This window comes from Ruegeria arenilitoris, assembly GCF_013032445.1.
In the GTDB taxonomy this organism is placed as follows: Bacteria; Pseudomonadota; Alphaproteobacteria; order Rhodobacterales; family Rhodobacteraceae; genus Ruegeria; species Ruegeria arenilitoris_F.
Genome location: NZ_WQCA01000003.1, coordinates 286,417 through 313,061, shown reverse-complemented (window position 1 = coordinate 313,061; position 26,645 = coordinate 286,417). Strand labels below are relative to the sequence as shown.

At 56.9% G+C, this 26,645-nt stretch carries 26 protein-coding genes and 1 tRNA gene; 17 read left to right on the top strand and 10 right to left on the bottom strand.

Features of this window, described 5'->3' with window-relative positions:
* Window positions 1–25 precede the first annotated feature (25 nt).
* From GOW98_RS06015 to GOW98_RS05970, 10 genes are all read left to right on the top strand, one after another.
* On the top strand, window positions 26–484 hold the full coding sequence (locus GOW98_RS06015; protein ID WP_170330157.1) for an Rrf2 family transcriptional regulator: 459 nt from the start codon (window positions 26–28) through the stop codon (window positions 482–484).
* Window positions 485–541: 57 nt separating this feature from the next.
* Window positions 542–1,585 carry a cysteine desulfurase family protein gene (locus GOW98_RS06010; RefSeq protein ID WP_170330156.1) on the top strand — a complete coding sequence of 348 codons (1,044 nt, stop codon included), beginning with the start codon at window positions 542–544 and terminating at the stop codon, window positions 1,583–1,585.
* An 18-nt stretch (window positions 1,586–1,603) separates the two neighbouring features.
* A complete protein-coding gene (gene sufB / locus GOW98_RS06005) occupies window positions 1,604–3,124 on the top strand; it encodes a Fe-S cluster assembly protein SufB (RefSeq protein WP_170330155.1) in 1,521 nt (506 codons plus the stop codon).
* A complete protein-coding gene (locus GOW98_RS06000) occupies window positions 3,124–3,327 on the top strand; it encodes a hypothetical protein (RefSeq protein ID WP_170330154.1) in 204 nt (67 codons plus the stop codon). Before sufB ends, GOW98_RS06000 begins: the two co-directional genes overlap by 1 nt.
* 49 nt (window positions 3,328–3,376) lie before the next feature.
* Window positions 3,377–4,132 (top strand): Fe-S cluster assembly ATPase SufC, encoded by a 756-nt coding sequence (gene sufC / locus GOW98_RS05995; RefSeq protein WP_170330153.1) that lies wholly within the window; start codon window positions 3,377–3,379, stop codon window positions 4,130–4,132.
* A complete protein-coding gene (gene sufD, locus GOW98_RS05990; protein WP_170330152.1) occupies window positions 4,132–5,412 on the top strand; it encodes a Fe-S cluster assembly protein SufD in 1,281 nt (426 codons plus the stop codon). The genes sufC and sufD overlap by 1 nt, the downstream gene beginning before the upstream one ends.
* Window positions 5,412–5,897 (top strand): YIP1 family protein, encoded by a 486-nt coding sequence (locus GOW98_RS05985; RefSeq protein WP_170330151.1) that lies wholly within the window; start codon window positions 5,412–5,414, stop codon window positions 5,895–5,897. The genes sufD and GOW98_RS05985 overlap by 1 nt, the downstream gene beginning before the upstream one ends.
* A complete protein-coding gene (locus tag GOW98_RS05980; RefSeq protein ID WP_170330150.1) occupies window positions 5,894–6,460 on the top strand; it encodes a YIP1 family protein in 567 nt (188 codons plus the stop codon). Before GOW98_RS05985 ends, GOW98_RS05980 begins: the two co-directional genes overlap by 4 nt.
* A 13-nt stretch (window positions 6,461–6,473) precedes the next feature.
* A complete protein-coding gene (locus GOW98_RS05975) occupies window positions 6,474–7,694 on the top strand; it encodes a cysteine desulfurase (protein ID WP_170330149.1) in 1,221 nt (406 codons plus the stop codon).
* A gap of 66 nt (window positions 7,695–7,760) precedes the next feature.
* Window positions 7,761–7,837, top strand: a tRNA-Arg gene (locus GOW98_RS05970).
* Between the two features lie 135 nt (window positions 7,838–7,972).
* Here GOW98_RS05970 and GOW98_RS05965 read toward each other — a convergent pair.
* Window positions 7,973–8,542 (bottom strand): YcbK family protein, encoded by a 570-nt coding sequence (locus tag GOW98_RS05965; RefSeq protein WP_170330148.1) that lies wholly within the window; start codon window positions 8,540–8,542, stop codon window positions 7,973–7,975.
* Between the two features lie 353 nt (window positions 8,543–8,895).
* Here GOW98_RS05965 and GOW98_RS05960 point away from each other — a divergent pair, with 353 nt between their 5' ends.
* Genes GOW98_RS05960 through GOW98_RS05945 form a run of 4 tightly spaced genes read left to right on the top strand, consistent with a single transcriptional unit; the run spans window position 8,896 to window position 13,135 of the window.
* Window positions 8,896–10,500, top strand: coding sequence for a L,D-transpeptidase family protein (locus GOW98_RS05960; RefSeq protein ID WP_170330147.1), 1,605 nt, complete (start codon window positions 8,896–8,898; stop codon window positions 10,498–10,500).
* A 35-nt stretch (window positions 10,501–10,535) separates the two neighbouring features.
* Window positions 10,536–11,627 (top strand): UDP-3-O-(3-hydroxymyristoyl)glucosamine N-acyltransferase, encoded by a 1,092-nt coding sequence (lpxD, locus tag GOW98_RS05955; protein WP_170330146.1) that lies wholly within the window; start codon window positions 10,536–10,538, stop codon window positions 11,625–11,627.
* Between the two features lie 32 nt (window positions 11,628–11,659).
* Window positions 11,660–11,917, top strand: a complete 258-nt coding sequence (locus GOW98_RS05950; protein WP_170330145.1) for an acyl carrier protein — start codon at window positions 11,660–11,662, stop codon at window positions 11,915–11,917.
* 9 nt (window positions 11,918–11,926) lie between these two features.
* Window positions 11,927–13,135 carry a beta-ketoacyl-[acyl-carrier-protein] synthase family protein gene (locus GOW98_RS05945; RefSeq protein WP_170330144.1) on the top strand — a complete coding sequence of 403 codons (1,209 nt, stop codon included), beginning with the start codon at window positions 11,927–11,929 and terminating at the stop codon, window positions 13,133–13,135.
* A 67-nt stretch (window positions 13,136–13,202) separates the two neighbouring features.
* Here GOW98_RS05945 and GOW98_RS05940 read toward each other — a convergent pair whose 3' ends face one another.
* Entirely contained in the window at window positions 13,203–13,811 is a 609-nt protein-coding gene (locus GOW98_RS05940; protein ID WP_170330143.1) for an invasion associated locus B family protein, read from the bottom strand.
* 427 nt (window positions 13,812–14,238) lie between these two features.
* Between GOW98_RS05940 and GOW98_RS05935 the strand changes: the two genes are divergently transcribed.
* Window positions 14,239–15,780, top strand: coding sequence for a helicase HerA-like domain-containing protein (locus tag GOW98_RS05935; protein ID WP_170330142.1), 1,542 nt, complete (start codon window positions 14,239–14,241; stop codon window positions 15,778–15,780).
* A 28-nt stretch (window positions 15,781–15,808) separates the two neighbouring features.
* On the opposite strand, the gene GOW98_RS05930 is transcribed toward GOW98_RS05935, so the two are convergent.
* The 7 genes from GOW98_RS05930 to GOW98_RS05900 all read right to left on the bottom strand — a co-directional run bounded on the left by GOW98_RS05930 (window position 15,809) and on the right by GOW98_RS05900 (window position 22,815).
* Window positions 15,809–16,060, bottom strand: coding sequence for a hypothetical protein (locus GOW98_RS05930; protein WP_170330141.1), 252 nt, complete (start codon window positions 16,058–16,060; stop codon window positions 15,809–15,811).
* A gap of 186 nt (window positions 16,061–16,246) precedes the next feature.
* The gene (locus tag GOW98_RS05925; protein ID WP_170330140.1) at window positions 16,247–17,560 is read right to left on the bottom strand and encodes a branched-chain amino acid ABC transporter permease; all 1,314 of its coding nucleotides are present in this window, start codon (window positions 17,558–17,560) and stop codon (window positions 16,247–16,249) included.
* Entirely contained in the window at window positions 17,557–18,567 is a 1,011-nt protein-coding gene (locus tag GOW98_RS05920) for a branched-chain amino acid ABC transporter permease (RefSeq protein WP_170330139.1), read from the bottom strand. The genes GOW98_RS05925 and GOW98_RS05920 overlap by 4 nt, the downstream gene beginning before the upstream one ends.
* A 210-nt stretch (window positions 18,568–18,777) precedes the next feature.
* Window positions 18,778–19,155, bottom strand: a complete 378-nt coding sequence (locus tag GOW98_RS05915; protein WP_170330138.1) for a hypothetical protein — start codon at window positions 19,153–19,155, stop codon at window positions 18,778–18,780.
* Between the two features lie 756 nt (window positions 19,156–19,911).
* A complete protein-coding gene (locus GOW98_RS05910) occupies window positions 19,912–20,742 on the bottom strand; it encodes an ABC transporter ATP-binding protein (RefSeq protein ID WP_170330137.1) in 831 nt (276 codons plus the stop codon).
* Entirely contained in the window at window positions 20,739–21,527 is a 789-nt protein-coding gene (locus GOW98_RS05905) for an ABC transporter ATP-binding protein (RefSeq protein WP_170330136.1), read from the bottom strand. The genes GOW98_RS05910 and GOW98_RS05905 overlap by 4 nt, the downstream gene beginning before the upstream one ends.
* 106 nt (window positions 21,528–21,633) lie before the next feature.
* The gene (locus tag GOW98_RS05900) at window positions 21,634–22,815 is read right to left on the bottom strand and encodes an ABC transporter substrate-binding protein (RefSeq protein ID WP_170330135.1); all 1,182 of its coding nucleotides are present in this window, start codon (window positions 22,813–22,815) and stop codon (window positions 21,634–21,636) included.
* 159 nt (window positions 22,816–22,974) lie between these two features.
* Between GOW98_RS05900 and GOW98_RS05895 the strand changes: the two genes are divergently transcribed.
* Window positions 22,975–24,069, top strand: coding sequence for a PQQ-dependent sugar dehydrogenase (locus tag GOW98_RS05895; RefSeq protein WP_170330134.1), 1,095 nt, complete (start codon window positions 22,975–22,977; stop codon window positions 24,067–24,069).
* 6 nt (window positions 24,070–24,075) lie between these two features.
* On the opposite strand, the gene GOW98_RS05890 is transcribed toward GOW98_RS05895, so the two are convergent.
* Window positions 24,076–25,080, bottom strand: coding sequence for a GlxA family transcriptional regulator (locus GOW98_RS05890; protein WP_170330133.1), 1,005 nt, complete (start codon window positions 25,078–25,080; stop codon window positions 24,076–24,078).
* Between the two features lie 169 nt (window positions 25,081–25,249).
* Here GOW98_RS05890 and GOW98_RS05885 point away from each other — a divergent pair, with 169 nt between their 5' ends.
* Window positions 25,250–26,620: a class II 3-deoxy-7-phosphoheptulonate synthase gene (locus GOW98_RS05885; RefSeq protein WP_170330132.1), complete on the top strand. Its 1,371-nt coding sequence runs from the start codon at window positions 25,250–25,252 to the stop codon at window positions 26,618–26,620.
* Window positions 26,621–26,645: the final 25 nt, after the last annotated feature.

Here is a 26,645-nt window from a genome sequence, read left to right as displayed (position 1 = left end):
CGGTATCTGCCAAGAGGAGTAGACAATGAAGCTTTCGACCAAAGGTCGTTATGCAATGGTTGCATTGGCCGATATCGCTACTCAACCTCAGGATACCCTTGTGACATTGGGGGAAATCTCGGAGCGGCAAGATATTTCGCTGCCGTATCTGGAGCAACTTTTTGTCAAACTCCGCCGCGCTGATCTGGTGTCTTCAGTTCGTGGGCCGGGTGGGGGATATCGTTTGGCGCGTCCGGCATCGGAAATTCGCGTGGTTGAAGTTCTAGCAGCCGTGGATGAAACAGTTGATGCCTTGCAGAAAGGCGCAGGCGCGTCTGGCGCGTCGTCGGGAAGCCGGGCTCAATCGCTGACCAACCGTTTGTGGGAAAGCCTCAGCGCGCATGTCTATGTTTTCCTGCACCAGACGCGGCTGTCGGATGTGATCAAAAACGATCTTGCTCCGTGTCCTGCCGTGCCCAGCCTGTTTGCCATTGTTGATGAGTGATGTGATGCAGCATGTATCCGGCAATTCAGGGTTTCGCGTTTTGAAAAAGGTGAATCCATGACTCGCATTTACCTGGATCATAACGCGACAACTCCTCTGCGTCCCGAGGCGCGCGATGCGATGATTGCGGCGATGGAGTTGTGCGGAAACCCGTCCTCGGTCCATGCCGAGGGGCGCGCCGCCAAGGCGGTGGTTGAACGCGCGCGGGCGCAAATTGCATCCGCTTTTGGTGCCGATCGGGCGGATATCGTGTTTACCTCGGGCTCGACCGAGGGGGCGGCGTTGGCACTGGGTGGTCGGAACCTGCACGGCTCGGCGATTGAGCATGACGCGGTAAGGGCTTGGATTGCTGAGGATTTACCTGTTGCGAAATCCGGTCAGGTTCAGGTGTCAGAACCCGAAGCATCGACCCTGCAATTGGCTAACTCGGAAACTGGACTTGTTCAGAAGCTTCCAAAGGGGCTGGCCGTAACCGATGCGACTCAGGCGTTTGGTAAGCTGCCGGTCGCGTTCAACTGGATAGATACCCAGATGGCGTTGATCTCAGCCCACAAACTGGGTGGTCCGAAAGGCATCGGTGCTGTTGTGATGAAACGCGGCACGGATTTGCCTGCCCAGATCAAGGGCGGAGGCCAGGAAATGGGTCGTCGTTCGGGCACGGAAAATGTCATTGGAATCGCGGGGTTCGGGGCTGCAGCAGAGGCGGCAGCTCGGGATCTGGCCAATGGCGTGTGGGAGCAGGTCCGGGAATTTAGAAATATTCTAGAAAAGGCCCTTGAGGCTGGGTCTAAATCTACTATTTTTGTCGGGAAAGATCAGGATCGCCTGCCCAATACACTGTGTTTCGCCACCCCAGGCTGGAAGGGCGAAACGCAGGTGATGCAGATGGACTTGGCTGGGTTTGCGGTCAGCGCGGGCTCGGCCTGTTCCAGCGGTAAGGTCCGCGCCAGCGCGGTTCTAACGGCAATGGGATATGACGAGGTCACGGCTACCAGTGCGATACGCGTGTCGCTTGGGCCGCTGACGACCGAAGAAGATGTGCTGCGCTTCGCCGAAGCGTGGCTTGAAAAAGAGAAAAAGCATCGCGCGCGTGCCGCGTGATCTGACGGAGTGAAGGATATGGCCGCTTTGGACCAGACCCAGGTAAAAGAAGGTGTCGATCAGGAAACCGTGGATGCGGTTCGCGAGGTTGGCACTTACAAATACGGCTGGGATACCGATATCGAGATGGAATATGCGCCCAAGGGCGTAAACCCGGATATCGTCCGCCTGATCTCTGAGAAAAACGAAGAACCCGAGTGGATGACCGAATGGCGCCTGTCGGCCTTTGAACGCTGGACCAAGATGGAAGAGCCGACGTGGGCGATGGTGCATTATCCGCCGATCGACTTTCAGGACCAGTACTACTATGCCCGTCCGAAATCGATGGAGGAAAAACCGAAATCTTTGGATGAGGTCGACCCCAAACTGCTGGCCACATACGAAAAGCTGGGTATCCCGCTGAAAGAACAGATGATTCTGGCTGGCGTCGAAGGTGCCGAAGATGTGCCTGCCGAGGGCCGCAAGGTTGCTGTGGACGCGGTGTTCGACTCGGTTTCCGTGGGCACGACCTTCAAGGACGAGTTGGCCAAGCACGGTGTGATCTTCTGTTCGATTTCTGAGGCGATCAAGGATCACCCAGAGCTGGTGCAAAAGTATCTGGGCACCGTGGTTCCTGTGTCGGACAACTTCTACGCCACGCTGAACTCGGCCGTGTTCTCGGACGGGTCCTTTGTCTATATCCCGCCGGGGGTCCGCTGCCCGATGGAACTGAGCACCTATTTCCGTATCAATGCGGAAAACACCGGCCAGTTCGAGCGTACCCTGATCATCGCCGACAAGGGTTCCTACGTGTCCTATCTGGAAGGCTGTACTGCGCCTCAGCGTGACACGGCGCAACTGCACGCTGCTGTGGTTGAGATCATCGTCGAGGAAGACGCCGAGGTGAAATACTCGACCGTTCAGAACTGGTTCCCCGGAGACGAAGAAGGCAAGGGCGGCATCTACAACTTTGTGACCAAACGCGCCGATTGTCGGGGGGACCGGTCCAAGGTGATGTGGACGCAGGTGGAAACCGGCTCGGCTGTGACCTGGAAATACCCGTCCTGCATCCTGCGCGGCAATGAAAGCCAGGGCGAGTTCTACTCGATCGCGATCACAAACAACATGCAGCAGGCTGACACCGGCACCAAGATGGTCCATCTGGGCAAGAACACCAAGTCGCGCATCGTGTCCAAGGGCATCAGCGCTGGCAAGGCGCAGAATACCTATCGTGGTTTGGTCTCGATGCACCCGAAAGCCAAGGACAGCCGCAACTATACCCAGTGCGACAGCTTGCTGATCGGCGATAAATGCGGGGCGCACACGGTTCCGTATATCGAGGTCAAAAACAACTCATCGCGCGTTGAGCATGAGGCGACGACGTCCAAGGTGGACGACGATCAGCTGTTCTACTGCCGTCAGCGCGGCATGGACGAGGAAGAAGCCGTGGCGCTGGTCGTCAACGGGTTCTGCAAGGACGTGCTGCAGGCGCTGCCGATGGAGTTCGCCATGGAAGCGCAGCAACTAGTGGCAATTTCGCTGGAAGGCTCTGTCGGTTGATGGCGAAGACACCCCGGAATCGCATCCAGAAGGATGATGTGCTGACCTGGCTTGGGTATGCACTGCCGGTTTTGGGCGGCCTGCTTGGCATGGCCTACGTCAACATCTTTTACATGGACTTCATCAACCCGGTCTGGGCGGTGGGCATCGGGGCAATCCTGGGATGGGTTGCCGCGCGTCTGATCCGCAAAGTGCTGGGATAGGAATTTATCGGGGCCGGGGCGCCCCTTGCGATACGCAAAAGGACAAAACATGCTGGAAATCAAGAACCTGCACGTGCAACTTGAAGAAGAACACAAGCAGATCCTGAAAGGTGTGGATCTGACGGTTGAGGCCGGCAAGGTGCACGCGATCATGGGGCCGAACGGCTCGGGCAAATCGACGCTTAGCTATGTGCTGTCGGGTCGGGATGGCTATGAGGTCACCGAAGGTTCGGCCACTCTGGACGGCGAAGACCTTTTGGAGATGGAGCCGGAAGAGCGTGCCGCGGCTGGTGTCTTTCTGGCGTTCCAATATCCGGTCGAAATTCCGGGCGTCGGCAACATGACCTTCCTGCGCACCGCCGTGAATGCGCAGCGCAAGGCCCGCGGGCAAGAGGAATTGTCCGCCGCCGAATTCCTGAAAGTGGTCCGCGAAAAGGCCAAATCGCTGAAGATCGATGCGGACATGCTCAAGCGTCCGGTCAATGTCGGTTTCTCGGGCGGTGAGAAAAAGCGCAACGAAATCTTGCAGATGGCGATGCTGGAACCCAAGATGTGCATTCTGGACGAGACCGACTCGGGCCTCGACGTGGATGCGATGAAGCTGGTGTCCGAAGGCGTCAACGCGCTGCGGGACGAGGGCCGGGGTTTTCTGGTCATCACCCACTATCAGCGTCTGTTGGACCACATCAAACCTGACGTCGTCCACATCATGGCGGATGGTCGTATCGTGAAATCCGGTGGCCCTGAACTGGCGTTGGAAGTTGAACATAACGGTTACGCCGACATTCTGGCCGAGGTGAACTGATGGCTTTGCCGCAAGCAAAACAGACCGCAACCGAGGAACGGCTGGCCACACTGACCATGCCCGATGCCGGATGCACGCGTGCCGCGCGTGAAGATGCGCTGGCGCGTGTTTTAGAGATGGGTCTGCCCGGACGGCGCGACGAGTATTGGAAATACACGCGCCCCGACACTTTGATTTCGCCGGAGGCACCACGTGCCGCACTGTTCCACTCGGATGAGGCGATATTGTTCGGTGAAATCGACCGGTTGAAAATCGTCTTCATCGACGGCGTGTTCAGCGCCGAAGAATCAGATGAACTGGAGCTGGAAGGCGTCAACATTGAGCGGATTGAGGATATCTGCTGCAAGGATATCCACTGGGCCAAGGAATTGTACGGCGTTCTTGAGGCGCGTGGGCAATCGCCGGTGCAACGGCCTCTGGCTGCACTGAATACGGCATTTGCCGAGGATGGCGTGGCGATTCACGTCACCGGCAAGCCATCCAAACCGATCAGCCTGATCTATCGCCACGCGTCGGAGACGTCGGATGCCATGCTGCATCACATTGTCCGTGTTGAAAGCGGGGCCGAGGTTACGATTCTGGAAAACGGCCCGGCAGCGTCTCGGTTCAACAAGTGCATGGAGATCGACATCGCCGATAACGGCACGCTGCATCACGTGCGCGCGCAGGGTCGCGATCACGAGCGTCGGGCGATGACCCATATGTTTACCCGTCTGGGTCAGGAATCGACCTACAAGTCGTTCACCCTGACCGCAAATGGTGTTCTGACCCGCAACGAACAGGTTGTCGAACTGACCGGTGACGATGCGGTGGCCCATGTAGCAGGTGCCTGTGTTGGCGATGGTGATTTTCTCCATGACGATACCGTCTTCATCACCCATGACGCGGTGAATTGCGAAAGCCGTCAGGTGTTCAAGAAGGTTCTGCGCAACGGTGCAACCGGCGTGTTCCAGGGCAAGATTCTTGTGAAGGAAGGCGCCCAGAAAACTGACGGCTATCAGATCAGTCAGTCGCTGCTGCTGGATGATGACAGCCAGTTCCTCGCCAAGCCCGAGCTTGAGATCTATGCCGATGACGTTGCGTGCTCGCACGGGTCGACCTCGGGTGCGATTGACGAGACGGCCCTGTTCTACCTGCGCTCGCGCGGGGTTCCGGTCAAGGATGCCACCAACATGCTGACGCTGGCCTTTCTGGCCGAGGCGGTGGACGAGATCGAAGACAGCGAACTGGCCGATGCGATCGTGACCCGTCTGGAAGGCTGGCTGGCGCGGCGCAGCTGATGCCTGTCACATCGGATATCGTGGCCACGTACCGGGGGCCGGGGCGCGTAGTGCGCCGGCTTCTGGAAATGGGGCCTCGCGAAGATCGCGTGCTGGCGTTCGTGATGATTGGTTGTGCGTTGGTTTTCATCGGTCATATGCCGCTTCAAGCGCGAACAGCGCACCTAATGGATCAAGAGTTGAACTCGTTGCTTGCGGGCTCACTCTATGCTTGGCTTCTCGGAGCGCCGCTGCTGCTGTACCTATTGGCAGGTATTAGCCATCTGATCTTACGGATGTTTGGCGGCTCAGGCGATTGGTACGGTGCTAGATTGGCTTTGTTCTGGGCGTTCTTGGCAGCTAGCCCAGTTATGCTTCTGAGAGGGTTGGTAGCCGGTTTTATCGGGCCAGGACTTGCGCTGAATTGCATTGGAGCAGCTTGGTGGGTCGTTTTCCTCTGGTTCTGGCTTTCCGGTCTCAGACAAACGCAAAGGCGAGCGGAATGAACACAACGTCGCTTGGCAATCTTGCGGTCTTGACCGTCACTAACCCTGCCCAAACCGCGCGCTTGTTGCTGGCTCTACGACCGGGGCGTGAAGTTTTGTGGCTGGGATTTGCCCTTGCGGTAGTACTGAGTTGCCTGCTTCAAGTGGGGATGGCGCATGCGCTGCCGATCCCACCCGGCCAGCCCGTTCCCGCTGCCGAGCCGGTTTTGCTGATCCTTGCCCGCTCGGCCGGGGCCATGATGCTGAGCGTTTTGGCGTTTTTGATGTTTGGCCGCTTGCTGGGCGGGGTCGGGTCCTTTGACGATATTCTCCTGCTGACGGTCTGGCTGCAATACCTGCAGATCGCAGGGTTGGTGTTGTCTCTGATGTCGTTGCTGGTGCTGCCGTTGCTGATCGTTGTGATTACCCTCGCAACGGCGGTGTTGAGCCTTTACGTCACGCTCCATTTCCTGAATGAAGCGCATAAATTCGGATCGCTCTGGAAATCCTTCGGGGTCATTTTGCTGTCTGCTCTTGTGGCGGTGCCTTTTGTCCTCGCGTTAACACCCAGCGGCCCGGTATAGGGATAAGAAGACTATGTATGACGTAGAAAAAATCCGTGCAGACTTTCCGATCCTGTCGCGCAAGGTGAATGGCAAGCCCCTGACTTACTTGGATAATGGGGCTTCTGCGCAAAAGCCTCAGGTTGTCATCGATGCGGTGACACGGGCTTATTCCGAGGAATACTCGAACGTTCACCGTGGTCTGCATTTTCTGTCCAATCTGGCGACCGAAAAATACGAGGCCGTCCGCGGCACCATCGCCCGTTTTCTGGGTGCGGCGGATGAGGATGAGATCGTACTGAACTCTGGCACGACCGAGGGGATCAATCTCATCGCTTATGGCTGGGCGATGCCGCGTTTGCAGGCAGGGGATGAGATCGTTCTCAGCGTCATGGAGCATCACGCCAACATCGTACCCTGGCATTTCCTGCGCGAACGTCAGGGGGTTGTCCTGAAATGGGTCGACGTGGATGCCGAAGGCGGTCTGGACCCGCAGGCCGTGATCGACGCAATTGGCCCCAAGACCAAGCTGGTTGCCGTGACACAGTGTTCGAACGTTCTGGGCACCGTGGTTGATGTCAAAGCTATCACCCAAGGCGCCCACGCCAAGGGGGTTCCCGTGCTGGTCGATGGCAGCCAAGGTGCCGTGCATATGCCGGTCGATGTTCAGGATATCGGTTGCGATTTCTACGCGATCACCGGACACAAATTGTACGGCCCGTCCGGCTCGGGTGCGATCTACATCAAATCGGAACGCATGGCCGAGATGCGACCCTTTATCGGTGGCGGCGACATGATCAAAGAGGTCAGCAAGGATCAGGTGATCTACAACGACCCACCGATGAAGTTCGAGGCTGGAACCCCCGGTATTGTACAGACCATCGGGCTGGGCGTGGCGCTAGACTACATGATGGAACTAGGGATGGAGAACATCGCCGCGCACGAGGCCGGAATTCGCGACTATGCGATGCAGCGCCTGACCGGCCTGAATTGGGTGCAGGTGCAAGGCACCCGTGCCGACAAGGCGGCCATCTTCAGCTTTACGCTGGACGGGGCAGGGCACGCGCATGATGTCTCAACTATTCTGGACAAGAAAGGTGTCGCCGTGCGCGCTGGCCACCATTGTGCCGGACCGCTGATGGATTTCTACGGTGTGACAGCAACCTGTCGTGCCAGCTTTGGTCTTTACAACACCAAAAAAGAGGTCGACAGGCTGATCGACGCGCTGGAACTGGCGCATGATCTGTTTGCATAAAAGCTAGTCGGTTCGGGTGGATTTGCAGTTGCACCCGGATCGGAACAACGTTAGCTAACGGCCAAGGCACCTGTAGCTCAGCTGGATAGAGCGCTGCCCTCCGAAGGCAGAGGCCAGAGGTTCGAATCCTCTCAGGTGCGCCATTCTCCCTTTTTGTTAGGCTTTGTGCAACGCTCGTTGTGAATGTTGTTTTCAACAAGCCTTAGCGCCTTTTCCGGTGTCCACAAAAAACAAAGAGCGCCCAAGGGCGCTCGTCGTTTCAAAACTGTGCCGGGTGTTTAGCCGCCCCAGCTGCGGACTTGACCGCAATCCATATGGACAAAGTTTGACCGGGAGTATTTGCCCACACCTCCGGCACGACAGGAAATGGCGGCCTTGGCCATTTGCGAGACCGAACGCGACGACAGACGCAAGTCGGCGGCCTGGCCTTTCATATGCAGCGAGTTCTTGGCTACCCGGCGCGATCGCGAGCGCAACATCGCGTTGGTCTGCGGCGAACGATAGCCCGAAAGCAGCATATACGGTTCGTTCACATCCAGTAGATTGTGGGAGGCCGCCATGATGTCGATGGTGCGCAGATCCATGTCTTTGGCTTGGTCGGTCCGCCAGTCGCGCATGAAATGATTAACCTCTTTCACGGCATCCTTGATGTATTTACCATCGACCCAATAGATCATATCGACGCGTTCGCCTGTGCGTCCGGAATACATGCGAATACGCCGGATGTCGCCACCACCGCGAAGAAATCCTGCCGCATTGGAATAAGTCGGTGCCGCAACAACTGCCGTAGCTGCGAATGCGCCCAAAAGGGCACGCCGGGTCAAGCCCGAGGTACTGCTCATCGTCATTTCAGTTTCGTCCCGTACTGTTCCTGCCTGCACACGATGTTACGCGCGCGTTCTTAATTTTTCCCATCCCAGATGCGGGTTTTATGACACAGTCGCGAAAATCAGCCAAGAAGTCTTTCAAAGACACCTTTTCAAGGGGGAATTTTCGGCAGTTTTTTGCGCAGGTGATGCGTTTGTGTATAATTCAGAGGCATTTGGCGGCGCATTTCCGCCGGGCGATGCAAACACGCATCACGCACCCAAAGATGAGCCGCGATGATACACTTGTGAATAGACAAGCTGCACGTGGCGCAATCATAGTTGATCGGCACGCATCCCAGCGGCTCAATACAAAGAATAATCAAGGCCACCCCATGTTCTCAGGTTTTCGAACGCGTACTAGTTTTGTTTTAACGGCATGTTTTCTGGCTTCAGCATCAATCGCAGGCGCAGAAACGCGGCCGACAAGTGCTTTTCAGATGGCAGTGGCGGAATATGCACCTTCGGGGTCAGGGATTACGGAATTTTACCGGGAAAACGGATTTGCGCCGGTTTGGGTGGGAGGTTCGCCGGAACATAGGGCGCGACGGGCGCGGTTGATCAGGGCTTTGTCGGGCATTGAGATGCACGGTCTGCCGCAGGGGTCATACAGCGCTCAGGCGTTGTTGGATCAGATGCAGAACGCTCGCACGACGCGCGATCTTGGTGCTGTCGAGATTCAGCTGAGCCGCGCTTTTGTTGAATATGCCAGAAACCTACAATCGGGCGCATTGCGCCCTTCAACAATTGACGATGGTCTGGTGCGCAAGGTTGAACGGACCTCGGCCAAGGATCATCTTAAGGGTCTTATCGCAGCGGAAAACGGCAGCTACTTCGACCAGCTCGCTCCGCAATCGACGCAATACCGCGCATTGATGAAGCAGAGGCTGGTGCTGGAAAACCTCGTCAACCAAGGGGGCTGGGGACCCACGGTTCCGGTGTCCAAGTTGGAGTACGGGGACACGGGATCTGATGTAATTAGGTTGCGTAACCGTCTGGTTTCCATGGGCTATCTTCGTCCGACGGCCAGCCCGGACTTTGACGATACCCTGTTGGGCGCCGTTCAGGCGTTTCAGACAGACCATGGCTTAGAGGCTGACGGCGTTGCCGGGCAAGGCACGATCACCGAACTCAACCGCAGCGCCTCGGATCGGCTTAAATCCGTTTACGTTGCGCTTGAGCGTGAACGCTGGTTGCCGCGCGAGCGTGGTGAGCGTCACATTCTGGTCAACCAGACAGATTTCTCGGCCAAGATCGTGGATGACGGTTTGATCACGCTTGAAACGCGCGCCGTGATCGGCAAGAACACGCATGACCGCCGTAGCCCCGAATTCTCGGACGAGATGGAGCATATGGTCATAAACCCGAGCTGGTATGTTCCGCGCTCAATTATCACCAAGGAATACCTGCCCAAGCTGAAGTCGAACCCACACGCCGTCGGTCATATTCAGATCACCGATAGCAGCGGTCGTCAGGTTAACCGCGGTGCTGTGGATTTTACCCGTTTCAACAAGCGTAACTTCCCGTTTTCAATGCGCCAACCACCCGGCAACAGCAACGCTCTGGGGTTGGTGAAGTTCATGTTCCCCAACCAGTACAACATCTATCTACATGATACGCCTCAGAAAAGCCTGTTCGCACGTGAGGTTAGGGCGTTTTCGCACGGTTGTATCCGTTTGGCGCAACCATTTGAGTTTGCGTATGCGCTGTTGGCCAAACAAGAAGAAAACCCAAAGGCGTTTTTCCATCGTGTACTAAACACCGGTAAGGAAACCACGGTGCATTTGGAAAAACACGTTCCGGTTCACATCATCTATCGAACGGCCTTTATCGGGCCAAAGGGCAAGGTTCAGTATCGCCGGGATGTATATGAGCGGGATCAGAAAATCTGGGAGGCTCTGCAAAAAGCAGGGGTAGCCCTGCCGGACGTTCAGGGGTAATCAGCAGGGCAGGTCCTTAAACCGGGAAGCCCGATATGCAATACACCATCCAGCAGATTGCCGACGCCCTTGGGGCGGAAAGTCAGGGTGATACCAGCCTGATCATCGAACGCGCTGCCGAACCAGCGGAAGCTAATACCTCTGATCTGGCAATGGCGATGTCTCCGAAATATGCCGAGGCACTGAGCGGCGGGTCTGCGCGAGCTGCCGTTGTTTGGGAAGGTGCCGATTGGCAGGAGATGGGGTTGGAAGCCGCGATTTTCGTACCCCGGCCTCGTATGGCGATGGCGGGGGTTACCGCGATGCTGGATCGCGGGCAGGGCGTTGAGCCGGGAGTTCACCCATCCGCCGTGATCGACCCGACGGCAGAAATCGGAGAGGGTGCCTCAATCGGTCCGCTGGCCGTCATCGGTGCACGTGTTCGGATTGGCAAAGGTGCGGTAATTGGCCCGCATTGTGTGATCGGGATGGACGCCGTTCTGGGCGATCACACGATGTTGCGTGAAATGGTCAGCATCGGTGCAAGAGCGCAAATCGGAGACCGCTTCATCGCCCAACCCGGTGCACGGATCGGCGGCGACGGGTTCAGCTTTGTCACCCCCGAAGTGTCCGGAGCGGAAAACGCGCGCAAAACGATGGGAGATCAAGGTGACGCGCGGGCGCAAAGTTGGCTGCGCATTCACTCTCTGGGTGCCGTTGAGATCGGAGACGACGTCGAGGTCGGCGCCAACTGCACGGTTGATAATGGTACCATCCGCAATACCCGCATCGGCAACGGCTCAAAGCTGGATAACCTTGTGCATGTCGGCCACAACACCCGTGTCGGGCAGGATTGCCTATTGTGCGGTCAAACAGGCGTTTCCGGATCGGTTGAAATCGGAAACAATGTGGTTCTGGGCGGACAGACCGGTGTGGTCGACAACATCTTCATCGGCGACGGTGTAATCGCGGGGGGCGGCACCAAAATCCTGTCTAACGTCCCCGCGGGCCGTGTGATCATGGGCTATCCAGGCATCAAGATGGATACCCATACCAATATCTACAAAGCGCAACGTCGTCTGCCGCGAATTGCCCGTGACGTCGAAGCGTTGAAAAAGGCTGTTTTCAAACAGCCCCCGAGCGATTAAATCATCCTCAACGGGATAATCAGAGGACCGACATGAGCATCACCGACCGCGTCATCGCAATCATTGCTGAGCAGGCCGTGCTTGAGCCCTCGGATGTCACACCCGACAGCACGCTTGAAGATCTTGGAATCGACAGCCTCGGCCTTGTCGAGAGCATCTTTGCCATTGAGGAAGAGTTCGACATCTCGGTCCCGTTCAATGCCAACGAACCCGAGGCCAGCGACTTTGATATCTCGAACGTGGCAGCCATCATTGCCGGTATCGAAAAGCTCGTGTCGGAAAAGGTCTGACCAGAGCTGATGAAACGCGTTGTTATTACCGGCGCCGGGACGATCAACTCGCTGGGCCATTCCGTTCCCGATACGCTGGAAGCCATGCGCGAAGGGCGTTGCGGTATTTCAGAGCTTGAATTCCGGGATGTGGATCGGCTTTCGATAAAAATCGGTGGTCAGGTTCGGGGGTTTGAAGCGGAAGGTCGTTTCAACCGCCAACAGATGAGCCTTTATGACCGGTTCACCCAATTCACCCTAACGGCAGCCAAAGAAGCGATTGATCAGTCAGGGATCGAATTCCATGGCGATCTGGCCGCACGTTCCGGGGTTGTTCTGGGAACAGCCGGGGGCGGTGTTTCGACATGGGACGACAACTACCGCTCTGTCTACGAGGACGGCAAGAACCGCGTTCACCCCTTTGTTGTACCGAAGTTGATGAACAACGCGGCGGCCAGTCATGTGTCGATGGAGCATAACCTCAAGGGCCCAAGCTTTACTGTTTCAACGGCCTGTGCTTCGTCGAACCACGCGATGGCACAGGCGTTCCAGATGGTGCGAAGCGGTGCGGCGCCCGCGATGATCACCGGTGGGTCAGAGTCCATGCTGTGCTTTGGTGGCGTGAAGGCCTGGGAAGGATTGCGCGTCATGTCCAAGGACGCCTGCCGCCCGTTCAGCGCGAACCGCAACGGTATGGTCCAAGGAGAAGGCGCAGGCGTTTTCGTCTTTGAAGAATACGAACACGCCCGGGCACGTGGTGCCGAGATTCTGTGTGAAGTAGTTGGCTTCGCCATGTCCTCGGACGCGTCGGACATCGTCATGCCCAGCAAACAGGGTGCAGCGCGGGCGATGGCGGGTGCCCTTTCGGATGCGCGTTTAAATGCGGATCAGGTTGGATATATCAACGCCCATGGCACTGGCACGGCTGCGAATGACAAGACCGAATGTGCGGCTGTTGCGGACGTGTTCGGACCACACGCGGATGATTTGATGATTTCATCCACCAAATCCATGCATGGTCACCTGATCGGCGGAACCGGTGCGGTTGAATTGTTGGCCTGTATCATGGCGCTGCGCGATGGCGTGATTGCCCCGACAATTGGCTATGAAGAGCCGGACCCGGAGTGCGCGTTGGACGTAGTACCCAATGAAGCGCGGGAAGCGAAAGTTGAAGTGGCTTTGAGTAATGCTTTCGCTTTCGGTGGGCTGAATGCAGTTCTGGCCCTAAAGCGGATTTGATATTCAGGTACTGGAAACAGAAAAACGCCGCTGATTGGTGTCAGCGGCGATTTTTGGTCAACGAAGGTCAGTTCTGAAGCGGCACAAGTTTGTCGTACCCGCCGGTGAAACCAGCCAGTGACATTTCAACCTGTTGTAGCTGCGTAGGGGCAAGTATTGAAACCAGCGAAATTGTGGCATTGGTGCCGGCTTTCATGGCGTCGATGTCGCCCTGGGTAAAACCCAGCTGAGCGACGCATCCGACAGGGTTGCAATGATGATAATCGTATCGCTTGCCCGGAGCTCCGTCGATGGATACTGCGATCTGAGCTTGAAGCATAGTCTCAAGCGGGACGATCAGGCTTGCTCCGGCCACTGCAGTGGTGCCTTCTGGCAGTTTGTTCAAAGAAATTTCGGCCATAGGCTGGCCTTCCGGACCCAATAGGACCTGTCGCAGCAAACAGGGGTCATTTCCTTCCTCGGTTTTGAGGCAGGTAAGGTTCCAGTCTCCGCTTTCTTCCTTTACATATTGCTCGCCAATACGCGGACCGCTTTCACCCAGGTCGAGTTCAGACCCTGTTTGTGTCTGCGGCGTTTCTGACGGGGTTTGGTCTTCCTGCGTCGTTTCTTGCGCGTGTACGGTACTGCACATAAGCGCAGCAACCACTACGTTGAATGGGAGGAGTTTCTTGATCATGAATGCCTCGGAAGTGTGATTGAGCTTTTTTCTGTGTTTTATCATCGTTGGATCACGGTGTCAGGCATTAAGCTGAACAAACAGCAGGAAGTGATCAGTTTTTTGCCGTCACCCGGTGTTTCTACCAAACGAAAAAGGGAGCCGGTGGAGCGGCTCCCTTCTAAAATGTTCTCCCCGTCGGACTGGCCGACTTAGTTATGGGCAGACGTTACGAAAGGCGGGCGCAGTGGTCAACTGCAAACCTGAACTTTTAATATCGTAACAAGCATTCCTTTAAAAAAACCGCGCCCGAAGGCGCGGTCAGTCGACAGGGAGGAAGTTTGCCACCGTTCACTTGTCGCAACGAAGGCGGCGAAATTGACTATCGCAGTTAAAGGTTAACTTTGTATGCTGGGGGCAGATCGGTGGAAATTAAGGCCTTATATTCATGGATAAAAGCATCTTTCTGGGCGGCGCGGGTGACGACTACAGCCAGCCTCAATCATTGACGCTGAAATATGCCAACCGGCATGGATTGATTGCTGGCGCGACGGGCACGGGCAAAACCGTAACGTTGCAAATTCTAGCCGAAGGGTTTTCGGAGGCGGGTGTTCCGGTGTTCCTGTCCGATGTCAAAGGCGACTTGTCCGGTTTAGCCAAGGCAGGCAGCGACACCCACAAGTTGCATCAGGCGTTTCAGGATCGTGCAGTTCGCATTGGGCTGCAGGATTATGCTTATGCTGCTTGTCCGGTGACATTTTGGGACCTGTTCGGCCAGCAAGGCCATCCGGTTCGAACAACCGTGACCGAGATGGGCCCATTGCTGCTGTCGCGCCTTATGGACCTGAGTGAGGCTCAGGAGGGTATTCTGAATATCGCTTTCCGAGTGGCCGATGAAGAAGGAATGCCGTTGCTGGACCTCAAAGACCTACAAGCGCTGTTGGTCTGGATAGGTGAGAACCGGGCACAATTGTCTCTTCGTTATGGCAACGTTTCGACCGCTTCGATTGGGGCGATTCAACGGCGGTTACTGGTTCTGGAAAACCAGGGTGGGACGAACCTGTTCGGCGAACCCGCTCTGGAACTGACCGATCTGATGCGGACCGACGAAAATGGACGAGGCATGGTGAACATTCTGGCCTCGGACAAGTTGATGGGTGCTCCGCGTCTTTATGCGACGTTTCTGTTGTGGCTGTTAAGTGAGCTTTTCGAGGAACTGCCCGAAGTCGGTGACCCTGACAAACCCAAACTGGTCTTCTTCTTCGATGAGGCGCATCTGCTGTTCGAGGATGCCCCCAAGGTTCTGGTCGACAAGGTCGAGCAGGTCGCGCGGCTGATCCGGTCCAAAGGGGTTGGTGTTTATTTCATCTCGCAAAACCCGGCGGACATCCCCGAGGATATACTGGGACAACTCGGAAACCGGGTGCAGCATGCGTTGCGTGCGTTCACAGCCCGGGACCGTAAGAACCTGCGTCTGGCGGCGGAAACCTATCGTGAGAACCCGGCGTTCGATACCGAAGCTGCGATCCGTGAGGTTGGTGTGGGTGAGGCCGTGACCTCGATGTTGCAGAAAAAAGGGGTACCGGGGATTGTCGAACGCACCCTGATCCGTCCGCCCGGTTCGCAGTTGGGTCCAATCACCGAGGATGAGCGTCAGGCGATACTGTCATCCTCTCCGATGCAGTCCAAATATGGCAGGCTGAAAGACCGCAAGTCAGCGTTCGAAATCCTCCAGACCCGCGCGGAAAAGGCGGCCCAGGACGCCGCCAAAGCGGAAGAACAGGAAGAGACGAAGACAGTGGCAGAACGCGAATTTGCCACGGCACGCCGCTATTCCGGCGGTCGGGTTGGACGGTCTTCGTCCCGGGTGTTGCGAAAGAAAGATACCTTTGCCACGGCCATGAGCGAAGCCGTCATCAAAGAACTCAAAGGCACGACCGGCCGCCGTATCGTCCGCGGTATATTGGGCGGGCTGTTTCGGGGCCGGTAGGTGCATGGGTGCCGCGCGGCGCCTATTTCTACTTCAGGCGGCGCTGGCCTTCTTGAATGCAATAGGCATCCGCCTCAGGAACCGACATCTTGGTGGCCGGAAAGTCAATTGCGCGATCCCATTCAACCCGGTTTTGGCGGTACAATTGGCAGGTGACCACACCTTTTGGAGTTTGAACCTTCACCGGCTCAGTTTCCAGATCCTTGGGGGATGGGATGCAGGCAGCCAAACTGGCGACTACCGGCAACATGAGGACTTTGGGAATAAACGAAGTTTTCATGTGTCGTCTTCTCACTCTCGAAATTTGGCCTGTGGTTTGAGCCAAGATGTACTATTCTAACTGAAGGCGAACTGGCGCAGGTCCAGAGCGCAGCCGACGGTAACTTGGTCTATTCGGCTTCGGTTGTTGAATCAAGAAACCGCGCCGGATATGCGGCGCGGTTTCGAATTTTCCCCGTAAAACGATCTATTTCTCTGGGATTAAGCCCCTTGGGCTGAATCTGAGAACAATCAGAAGTATCAGCCCCATGGTCAGCAGGCGCATATGCGCGGCGCTTTCGATCAGATGCGATTTGAGTGCACTGCCATCGGGCATACCCGCTGTAATCAGGTTCATCAGCCACAGTCCGATGGGTTCGACCTGAACCCAGAGGAACCAGATGACGAACGCACCTAATAACGCGCCGAAGTTGTTGCCCGACCCACCAACGATAACCATCACCCAGACAAGGAAGGTGAAGCGCAGCGGTTGATAAGCACTTGGAGTCAACTGACCGTCCAACGTGGTCATCATCGCACCCGCGATGCCACAGATGGCTGAGCCCAGAACGAAGATTTGCAGGTGGCGGCGGGTGACGTCTTTGCCCATAGCTTCGGCTGCGACCTCATTGTCGCGAATGGCGCGCATCATGCGGCCCCAGGGGCTGTGCAACGCCTTCTGCGCCATCCACAGCAGTACCAACAGAACGATCATGAACAGCAGCGAATAGCCCAGTTTGACCGATAGGGTTGAGGCTGTGACCGGGTCCAGCCCCAGCCATTCCGCGCGCGCGACAAAGCCGGGGTCGTTTTGCAGGTCGACCTCGTAGCCGACGACTGGGGCAGGGCGCGGGATGCCGTATACGTTCTTGACGCCACGAGCCAGCCAATCCTCGTTCTTCAGGATCGCGATGATGATCTCGGCAATCCCTAGTGTTGCAATTGCCAGATAATCCGAGCGTAGTCCCAGAGCGGTTTTACCGATCAGCCAGGCCGCACCGGCCGCCAACAGACCTCCGGCAGGCCAGGCCAGCAGCACCGGCAGGTTCAGGCCTCCAAGGTTGCCGGCGACCGCAGGTTCAATCGCCTCGACGGCTGCCGTGTTGGGATCCAGCACGGCGCGGTAGATAAAGAACCCCGCAATCAGGATAGCGATGATCGACAGGGTCCGTACCCGGCCCTTCGGCATCTTCTGCGCAACCAGCACGGTGGCCACAACGGTCGCGGCACCCAGCAGCAAGGCCAAAACGATACCGTATCCTCCGGCAGACCACGCTCCGGGCGTGGTTGGGGTTGATACCAACACAACTGCCAACCCACCCAGCGCGACAAAGCCCATAACACCGACGTTGAACAGTCCGGCAAAGCCCCATTGAAGGTTCACACCCAGCGCCATGATGGCCGAGATCAGCCCCATGTTCAGGATCAGGATCGCGGCGTTCCAGCTTTGGGTGAATCCGGTCAGCAGGATCAACCCGCCGACCACAGCGAAAAGCAGCGTGTTTTTGACAGACTCGGTCATACCGCTTTCCCCTTAAACAGACCCGTAGGTTTGAACAGCAGTACGATCAGCAGGATCACAAAGCTGACCGCGAATTTGTAGTCGGTGGACAGGAATTGCACCAATCCCGACGGCTCTAGGTTTTCCGGCGCCAGATAGGTCAGAACCTTTTTCCAGGCATAGGTGATCGTCACCTCAGAAAAGGCTATGATAAAGCCGCCTGCGATGGCACCCAGTGGACTGCCGAGGCCACCCACGATGGCCGAGGCAAAGATCGGCAGCAGCAATTGGAAATAGACAAAGGGCTTGAAGCTCTTGTCGAGGCCATACAGAACGCCCGCTGTGGTCGCCAGCGCGGCAACAATGATCCATGTGATCATCACCACGCGTTCGGGATTGATGCCGGACAGCAGCGCCAGATCCTCGTTGTCGGAATAGGCGCGCATTGACTTGCCGGTGCGGGTCTTGTTGAGGAACCAGAACAGCAGTGCCACGGCGACAACAGCCACGACTACGGTAATGCCCTGAGAGGTCTTGATTGCTAGCCCCTCGCGTAGCCCGGTCATCTCCTTGAAATCTCGCGCAGACACGATGAACCGCGCTCCGTCCGAGAACCTTTGGTCATCCGGCCCGATGATAAAGCGCACCAGACCGTTCATAATGAACATCACGCCCATTGAAACGATCACCAGAATGACCGGTTTGGCCTTTTGTTCTCGGTAAAAGCGATAGACTAAACGGTCGGTGATAAGCACCAGAACGATACAGCCCAGAATGGCAAAGGGCAGGGCGAGCAGAGCTGTTGGCAATGGCCCGAAATTGACCCCGGCGGCTTGCAGCCCCCATGTGACCAGCACAGCAATCATCGCGCCAAAGGCCATCGTGTCGCCATGAGCAAAGTTGGAAAATCGTAGAATGCCGTAGATCAGAGTGACCCCCAGCGCCCCCAATGCCAACTGGCTGCCATAGGCAATCGCAGGCACCAGCACAAAGTTCGCAAGCGCCACAAGCGCGTTTAGTATGTCCATCTCACCTTCCCATTCCGACGGGTGCGGCCTTATGGCATAGCAGAGCGCAAAGACACAATGTTTCTGCCCTTACAGAAGGGCGGTTTCTCCTGAAAAATTCTTTAATTGCGCCACGTTTCATTGACCGAAGACGAGCGAGCGGGACCCGTCGATGTATTTCCCGAATGGAGCGGGTCGAAAACCGTATTCTCGACCCGTGTTTAGATCACCTTAATTGGCAGACGTACAGGCACCGCGTTCGTTTCGTTGCTGCCCGCCAGTCGCTCGGACCTCAAGACTTCCGGTGTCGGATTTCACTGTGTAGCCGACAGTTCCACCTGCCTGAATTTGCAGAAACTCTTGCGCGCCCAAGCTGGGGATCACCATAACTTCGTGGTCTGTGCCATCTGCGTGAACCACGCCTTTGGAGCTACCTTCAGTTTTTTTCAGAGTTACCTGACGCGCAGGGTCGAGTAGTTTGCATCCACCGGGATTGCAAATTTCGGTAATCTGGCATTCGTAAACAACATCACCTTCCGCCGGGATTTGCGATACGGCCTGCGCGGTCGCGGGCAGGACAATAGCGGCAAGCGTTGCCAGATACTTCATAGTATGTCTCCTGAAAGGGGCGTTTGCCCGAAAGGGTTGAGAATCGCTTTTTCGATTCCCGCTGTTCGCGCGCCGTGAGTACGTGCTGAACGTGGCGAAATTTTAGCCGATGACAGAGTTGCCAGATGGCTCCGGCGCAGGTTTTAGGACGTTGTAAATGAAAGATTTTATTTCTTCTGAGCCCTGGTTGTCACCAAACGCGATCACAGTTTGGCCTTAATCCTGTGGAGCAAGCGGCGAGAGGTGATGAGAGTCCAAAGGGAACTTGGAGAGCGCTACAAGGGCGTTGAGGAAGTTAATTAGTTTTCGTCTCCGCAGAAGCCGTAAACAACCTCAATGAAGTGAGAATTCGGAAGATACTGGGTTGTCAAAGCAATTCCAATTGGTTCACCATCGGTCCGCAATTCAACGGTCGCATTCGTCAGTGTGTTCTTAACTATGCTATTCGCCACAATTGAGCGTTCATTGGATAGTCTTTTATCAACCAAAAAGTCACCAAAATGGACTCTAGAATCTCTGGTCGATGGCACAGCGTAAGCTTGCACTACACCACCGTCCATTGAGATTTCCAACCAAAAGCTTCCTTCTGGACAGTCTGTGGCAAGGCAGTCTTCTCCCATGCAAATCGCTCTAACGTCACACATTCTCATTTCACAGTAAGTCCTAGGAAACGAGGCTGCTTGCGCAGGGCTCTGCAACATCAGATTCAACGAAAGAACGAGCGTGAGGACTATTTTCAGAAAGGTGGTTTTCAGCTTATCCCCCCAAGAAGCTCTTACGAACTTCGGGATCAGCCAGCAGTTCCTTGCCCGTACCGCTATACGCATTCCGCCCCTGAACCAGCACATATCCCTTGTCCGCAATCTCCAGCGCCTGGCGGGCGTTCTGTTCGACCATCAGGATCGGCAGGCCGGTGCGCGAGACTTCGATGATCCGGTCGAACAGCTCATCCATCACGATGGGCGAGACACCGGCGGTCGGTTCGTCCAGCATCAGAACCTTGGGCTGAGTCATCAACGCGCGGCCGACGGCAACCTGCTGGCGTTGACCGCCCGACAGCTCTCCGGCCGGTTGGTTGCGCTTGTCGCGCAGGATGGGGAACAAATCATAGACCTGCTCCATCGTCTGGCTGATGTCGTCGCGGCGGATGAAGGCCCCCATCTCGAGGTTTTCCTCGACCGTCATGGACGTAAAGATATTCGAGGTCTGCGGCACGAAACCCATGCCTTTGATCACGCGGTCCTGCGGTGAAAGGTTGGTGATGTCCTCTCCGTCCAGTCGAACCGACCCGGCTCGGACGTCCAGCATTCCAAACACGGCCTTCATCGCGGTGGATTTACCGGCACCGTTGGGGCCAACGATCACGGCGATCTCGCCCTTGTCGACAGCAATGGTGCAGTCGTGCAGGATATCCGGCCCCTTGCCATAGCCGCCGGTCATGGTGTCACCGATCAGGAACGGGCCGCCCCCGACATAGTGCGTCTCACCGCTGGTCTTATGCGCGGGGGTCATTGTCCCGCCGCCCTTGGGATTGGTGATCGTGGCGTCCTTGTTGCCGTGATCGTCCTGGTAAGGGTTGTCGCTCACGCTCCGGTCTCCAGCTTGTCTTTGTTTTTCAGGCCGGTGCCCAGATAGGCCTCGATCACGTGCTCGTTGGCCTTGATTTCGTCCAGAGTACCTTCGGCCAGAACCTTGCCCTCGGCCATACAGATGACCGGGTCGCAGATCTTGCCGATGAAATCCATGTCGTGCTCGATGACCACGAAGGTATAGGCGCGTTCCTTGTTCAAGCGCAGAATGGTGTCGGCGATGGTCATAAGAAGGGTACGGTTCACGCCTGCGCCAACCTCGTCCAGAAACACGATCTTGGCGTCGATCATCATGGTGCGGCCAAGCTCCAGCAGTTTCTTCTGACCGCCCGAGACCTGACCGGCCTTGTGATCGGCCAGATGTTCGATGGTGAGGAACTCAAGCACCTCATCGGCCTTGGCGCGCAGAGCACGTTCTTCGTCGGCGATGCGTTTGCGACCGAACCATGTGTTCCACAGCGTCTCACCCGATTGCGCGCCAGGGACCATCATCAGGTTCTCGCGGCAGGACATCGAGGAAAACTCATGCGCGATCTGGAAGGTGCGCAATAGGCCCTTGTGAAACAGCTCATGCGGGGGCAGTCCTGTGATATCCTCGCCATCCATGATGACGCGGCCAGAGGTCGGCGGCAGCACACCTGCGATCACGTTGAACAGGGTGGTTTTGCCGGCGCCGTTTGGTCCGATCAGGCCAGTGATCGAACCTTTTTCGATCTCCAGCGAAGCGCCATCCACCGCGTGGAAGCCGCTAAAATGCTTGTGCACGTCTTCAACGACGATCATGGTTTTCCCTTGTCTTTTCCCCGAAAACAGAGGTGCAGCCTTTTGTCACTGAAACAGCCCGGACACAAGGCCCGGGCTGTTCCGTTTGGTCTGAATTGACGCTGGATTAACGGTAATTAACTGTCTTCATCTCACCGTCGATAACCTCGATCTCGCGATAGGCACCAGCGCTTTCGCCGGGGCCGATCAACTCAACGCCCGAGGCGCCGACATAGTCGATCTCCTGACCGGCGGCGAGCAGTTCCAGGCCTTTAGCCAGTTCGCCCGGATAGATCTTCTCACCCGGTTCGTTGGCGACGTCCATGATCTTGCTGCCATAGTCAGCCGGGTTGCTGGAACCAGCGGCCTGCATGGCCAGCAGGAACAGCGCTGCGGCGTCATAGGATTCAGGCACAAAGATCGACGAGCCGTCAAAGCCCTCGCCCTCGGCCATGGCAAAGAACGAATCCGCGGCCTCGCTTTTCGAACCCGGTGCCTGACCGTAGGAACCATTCAGGTCCGGGCCGACGTTTTCGGGCAGCGAGTCACCAATCATGCCGCCCGGCAGGCCAAACGTGTCAAACGCGCCGCTGTCCAGCGACGATTGGATGATGCCCAGACCGCCTTGGTCCAGATAACCTGCCACGACCAGAATATCGCCGCCTGCCGATGCCAGCGCGCCAACTTCGGCCGAGTAGTCGGCCTTGCCGTCTTCATGCGCGGCCACGATGGTCACTTCGCCGCCCAGCGCCTCGAACGACGACTTGATCGCCTCGGACAGACCCTTGCCGTAGTCGTTGTTGGTATAGGTCAGAGCGATCGAATTCACGCCGCGCTCTTTAAGGATATCGGCCATGATTTCGCCTTCGCGTGCGTCAGACGGCGAGGTACGGAAGAACAGGTCATTGTCCTCCATCACCGACAGGCCGGGCGAGGTTGCCGATGGCGAGATCATCACCATGCCGTTCGGCACCGCGACGTTTTGCAGTATCGCGCCGGTGACGCCCGAGCAGTCACCGCCGACAAGGCCATTGATACCTTCGGCTACCAAACGTTCGGCGTTAGCAGTGGCCAGCGCGTTGTCGGCGCAGCCTGTGTCCGCACGTACCGGAGTTACGGTCGAGCCGTCCAGCAGCTTGCCGGAGTCGGAGACTTCTTTCATCGCCAGTTCGGCGCCAGCGGCCATCGCGGGCGACAGCGATTCAATCGGGCCGGTGAAACCGAACATAATGCCCAGTTTGACGTCTTCGGCCATGGCGGTGCCGGCCAGCAGAGCGGTTGCTGCAGTTGCAGTAAGCAGCTTTTTCATGAGGTTACTCCCTGAAGTGGTCTTCTTTCTGGGCACGACCCTAGGCAAGCTGTCCGGAAAAGAAAAGTCCTAACGAAAAAGTGTTTTTGAGGCCGGGAGCCCTATTTGTTTTGATGGCTGTTGGGGCGCTATTGTCGCAGAAAAGGACGGAGGACAGCGATGTTCAGGGCATTTGTGATTGTGGTTCTGGCCTGGACCAGCACCGTTTGGGCGGACAGGTTGCAGACCTCGCAAGGGCCGGTCGAGGTCACTGAGATGGTCGGTGGGTTGGATACGCCCTGGGCCATCGGCATTATGCCCGATGGCAGTTTTCTGGTTACCGAGCGCGACGGTAAACTTCTGTATGTCAAGGATGGCAAAACACAGCGTGTATCGGGTGTACCCAAAGTCGCGACAAGAGGGCAGGGAGGTTTGCTTGACGTGACCGTCGCCCGTGATTTCAACCGCAGTCGAGAAGTTTTTCTGACGTTCTCGAAACCGCAAAAGGGCGGCGCCGGAACAGCTTTGGCGGTGGCGCGCTTGTCTGAGAACGGCAAGAGGCTGACAAATCTACGTGTGATCTTCGAAGCTGCTCCGGGCGGATCGGGTGGTCGCCACTTCGGTTCGCGCGTGGTTGAGTCGAATGACGGAACATTATTCGTCACGATCGGCGATCGCGGCGACCGGCCCAGCGCACAGGATCGATCAAACCATTTGGGGACGGTGGTCCGGGTAAACCGCGATGGGTCGGTGCCTGCGGATAATCCTTTTGTTCAAGAAAACGGCGTGCGGCCCGAGATCTGGTCTTATGGCCACCGCAACCCACAAGGGGCCGGGCTGGACGCACGGGGTCAGCTATGGGTCTCTGAACATGGCGCCAGAGGCGGGGATGAGGTCAATCTGGTTCTGCCCGGTCGGAACTACGGCTGGCCGGTGATTTCGTACGGCGTGCATTATTCTGGCGAGAAAATCGGTGAGGGCGCAGCGAAGCCGGGTATGGAGCAGCCAATGCATTATTGGGACCCTTCCATAGCTCCGTCCGGGTTGATGGCCTATTCCGGCAAGCTGTGGCCGGACTGGAAAGGGGACATCTTTGTAGGCTCTCTGAAATTCGACTACATCGCGCGGTTGGCGGGATCACCGTTGCGCGAAGTTGAGCAGATCAAAGGCCCCGAGACGGAACGCGTGCGCGACATCGTTGAGGCTCCGGACGGATCGATTTGGTTCATTTCAGTTGGCCAAGGGGCGGTCTATCGTATGACGCCGGGCACTTAGTGTCGGTTAACCGGACAGCCGGTCGCCCTGCGCACCGCGTTCCCGATAAGGCGTAGTGTTGTAATGCGCCCTGTAGCATTTTGAAAAATGTGATGGGCTGGCAAACCCACAGGCCAGCGCCACGTTGATCACACTCATATCCGTCTGCATCAGCAAGTTGCGCGCCTTGTGCAGCCGCAACTCCATGTAATAGCGCTTGGGCGAGCGGCTGAGGTATCGGCGGAACAGTCGTTCAAGCTGTCGAGTGGACATGCCGACATCCTTGGCCAGAATCGAAGGCGAGATCGGCTCTTCGATGTTCTTTTCCATCATCAGGATAACCTGGCTGAGCTTGGGGTGGCGCACGCCAATCCGGGTTGGGGTCGACAGGCGTTGGGTGTCCTGATCAGTGCGGATCGAGGAATAGATCATCTGATCCGCCACCGCGTTGGCAAGATCTTCGCCATAATCGTCAGCGATGATCTTCAGCATCAGGTCAATAGATGATGTACCACCCGCTGTCGTCATCCGGTTTGCATCGAGGATAAACACGGACTTGGTCAGTTCAACCTCATCGAATTCCTCAACGAAACTGTCCGCGTTTTCCCAGTGGATCGTGGCGCGCTTGCCGTCCAGCAGCCCGGCTTTGGCGAGCGTATAGGCTGCAGTGCACAGGCCGCCGATGCGCAGGCCCCGCCGCGCCTCGCGCCGTACCCAGTTAAGCACCTTCTTGGTGGTGGCGGCCTGCACGTCGACGCCGCCACAGATCAACACAACATCGTCGCGTTGAAGCTCGACCAGATCAGAGTCCAATTCGAACGTGGTCCCGGCCGAACAATTGACCGTTTCGCCACCTTCGCCCATCAGGGTCCAGGTGTACAGCGTTTTGTCCGCCATACGGTTAGCAATCCGCAGGCTGTCCAACGCCGAAGCGAATGACAGCAGCGAGAATTTGTCCAATAGGACAAATACGAAATTACGCGGGTTGGCCGCAGTGTCTTCCACCGTGACAACTTGGCGTTGCTCTTGCATGGCGAGGTGTCCTTGATTCGGCGCTTCGAGACGTTACGTCCGGCGACAGATTTGGCAGCCACCATGATCAAAGCTTGTTTCCCGCGTCAAGAGGCCCAAATCGGATATGGTCAGTCTTCAATGCATTTTGTATAGAGACGACCTGACTACTTCAGCGGAGATCAAAGCTATGACCGAATGGCAAAAAACGAACTGGCGCAACAAGCCCCGGGTTCAGATGCCAGACTATACCGACGAGGCCGCTTTGGCCAAGGTCGAGGCTCAGCTTTCACAGTATCCCCCGCTGGTCTTTGCCGGTGAGGCGCGGCGTCTCAAGCAACATCTGGGTGCCGCCGGTCGCGGCGAGGCCTTCCTGCTGCAGGGTGGGGATTGTGCTGAAAGCTTCGAACAATTCAGCGCGGACGCGATCCGTGACACCTTCAAGGTGATGCTGCAAATGGCGATGGTGCTGACCTATGGCGCCAAGGTGCCGGTGGTGAAAGTGGGCCGTATGGCCGGCCAATTTGCCAAGCCACGCAGCGCCCCGACCGAGGTTGTGGATGGTGTGGAACTGCCCAGCTACCGTGGTGACATCATCAACGAATTGGCCTTCACGCCCGAAGCACGTATCCCGAATCCCGGCAAGATGCTAAAGGCTTACACCCAGGCCGCCGCAACACTGAACCTGCTGCGCGCGTTTTCGACCGGTGGTTTTGCGGATATGAGCATGGTGCATTCCTGGACGCTTGGTTTCACCGACGATCAGGATGTCAGCAAATACTCGGAAATTGCCGACCGCATTCAGGACACGATCGACTTCATGCACGCCGCCGGGATCACGGCGGACACCACGCATGAGTTCTCGACGGTTGAGTTCTACACCAGCCATGAAAGCCTGCTGCTGGAATACGAAGAGGCGCTGACCCGTCTTGATTCGACCTCTGGCAACTGGCTGGCCGGTTCCGGCCACATGATCTGGATCGGCGACCGCACCCGTCAGCCGGACGGCGCGCATGTGGAATTCTGCCGCGGCGTGCTGAACCCGATTGGTCTGAAATGTGGTCCGACGACCACCGCCGAAGACCTCAAGGTTCTGATGTCTAAACTGAACCCCGAGAACGAAGAAGGCCGTCTGACCCTGATCGCACGTTTCGGCGCTGGTAAAGCAGGTGAGCACCTGCCGCGTCTGGTTCAGGCCGTTAAGGAAGAAGGCGCCAAGGTGACTTGGGTCTGCGACCCGATGCATGGAAACACGATCAAATCGGCGACCGGTTACAAAACCCGTCCGTTCGATTCCGTGCTGCGCGAGGTGCGTGACTTCTTTGGCGTGCATCAGGCCGAGGGCACCATCCCTGGTGGCGTACATTTCGAGATGACCGGTCTGGACGTTACCGAATGCACTGGCGGCGTGCGGGCTGTGACCGAAGAGGATCTCTCGGATCGTTACCACACCGCTTGCGATCCGCGTCTGAACGCGTCGCAATCGTTGGAACTGGCATTCCTTGTTGCTGAGGAGCTGACCAATCTGCGCCGCAATGGCAACAAACGCGCGGTCAGCTGAGTTTAGGGCAAATTGCAAAAGAAAG

Coding starts and splice junctions, on each gene's coding strand:
- GOW98_RS05985 (WP_170330151.1), top strand. CDS start 5,412: ATGCCTGTCACATCGGATATCGTGGCCACGTACCGGGGGCCGGGGCGC.
- GOW98_RS06015 (WP_170330157.1), top strand. CDS start 26: ATGAAGCTTTCGACCAAAGGTCGTTATGCAATGGTTGCATTGGCCGAT.
- sufC (WP_170330153.1), top strand. CDS start 3,377: ATGCTGGAAATCAAGAACCTGCACGTGCAACTTGAAGAAGAACACAAG.
- GOW98_RS05960 (WP_170330147.1), top strand. CDS start 8,896: ATGTTCTCAGGTTTTCGAACGCGTACTAGTTTTGTTTTAACGGCATGT.
- GOW98_RS05975 (WP_170330149.1), top strand. CDS start 6,474: ATGTATGACGTAGAAAAAATCCGTGCAGACTTTCCGATCCTGTCGCGC.
- GOW98_RS05945 (WP_170330144.1), top strand. CDS start 11,927: ATGAAACGCGTTGTTATTACCGGCGCCGGGACGATCAACTCGCTGGGC.
- GOW98_RS06010 (WP_170330156.1), top strand. CDS start 542: ATGACTCGCATTTACCTGGATCATAACGCGACAACTCCTCTGCGTCCC.
- GOW98_RS05885 (WP_170330132.1), top strand. CDS start 25,250: ATGACCGAATGGCAAAAAACGAACTGGCGCAACAAGCCCCGGGTTCAG.
- GOW98_RS06000 (WP_170330154.1), top strand. CDS start 3,124: ATGGCGAAGACACCCCGGAATCGCATCCAGAAGGATGATGTGCTGACC.
- GOW98_RS05895 (WP_170330134.1), top strand. CDS start 22,975: ATGTTCAGGGCATTTGTGATTGTGGTTCTGGCCTGGACCAGCACCGTT.
- sufD (WP_170330152.1), top strand. CDS start 4,132: ATGGCTTTGCCGCAAGCAAAACAGACCGCAACCGAGGAACGGCTGGCC.
- GOW98_RS05915 (WP_170330138.1), bottom strand. CDS start 19,155: ATGAAGTATCTGGCAACGCTTGCCGCTATTGTCCTGCCCGCGACCGCG.
- GOW98_RS05930 (WP_170330141.1), bottom strand. CDS start 16,060: ATGAAAACTTCGTTTATTCCCAAAGTCCTCATGTTGCCGGTAGTCGCC.
- sufB (WP_170330155.1), top strand. CDS start 1,604: ATGGCCGCTTTGGACCAGACCCAGGTAAAAGAAGGTGTCGATCAGGAA.
- GOW98_RS05900 (WP_170330135.1), bottom strand. CDS start 22,815: ATGAAAAAGCTGCTTACTGCAACTGCAGCAACCGCTCTGCTGGCCGGC.
- GOW98_RS05905 (WP_170330136.1), bottom strand. CDS start 21,527: ATGATCGTCGTTGAAGACGTGCACAAGCATTTTAGCGGCTTCCACGCG.
- lpxD (WP_170330146.1), top strand. CDS start 10,536: ATGCAATACACCATCCAGCAGATTGCCGACGCCCTTGGGGCGGAAAGT.
- GOW98_RS05920 (WP_170330139.1), bottom strand. CDS start 18,567: ATGGACATACTAAACGCGCTTGTGGCGCTTGCGAACTTTGTGCTGGTG.
- GOW98_RS05935 (WP_170330142.1), top strand. CDS start 14,239: ATGGATAAAAGCATCTTTCTGGGCGGCGCGGGTGACGACTACAGCCAG.
- GOW98_RS05925 (WP_170330140.1), bottom strand. CDS start 17,560: ATGACCGAGTCTGTCAAAAACACGCTGCTTTTCGCTGTGGTCGGCGGG.
- GOW98_RS05965 (WP_170330148.1), bottom strand. CDS start 8,542: ATGACGATGAGCAGTACCTCGGGCTTGACCCGGCGTGCCCTTTTGGGC.
- GOW98_RS05950 (WP_170330145.1), top strand. CDS start 11,660: ATGAGCATCACCGACCGCGTCATCGCAATCATTGCTGAGCAGGCCGTG.
- GOW98_RS05890 (WP_170330133.1), bottom strand. CDS start 25,080: ATGCAAGAGCAACGCCAAGTTGTCACGGTGGAAGACACTGCGGCCAAC.
- GOW98_RS05940 (WP_170330143.1), bottom strand. CDS start 13,811: ATGATCAAGAAACTCCTCCCATTCAACGTAGTGGTTGCTGCGCTTATG.
- GOW98_RS05980 (WP_170330150.1), top strand. CDS start 5,894: ATGAACACAACGTCGCTTGGCAATCTTGCGGTCTTGACCGTCACTAAC.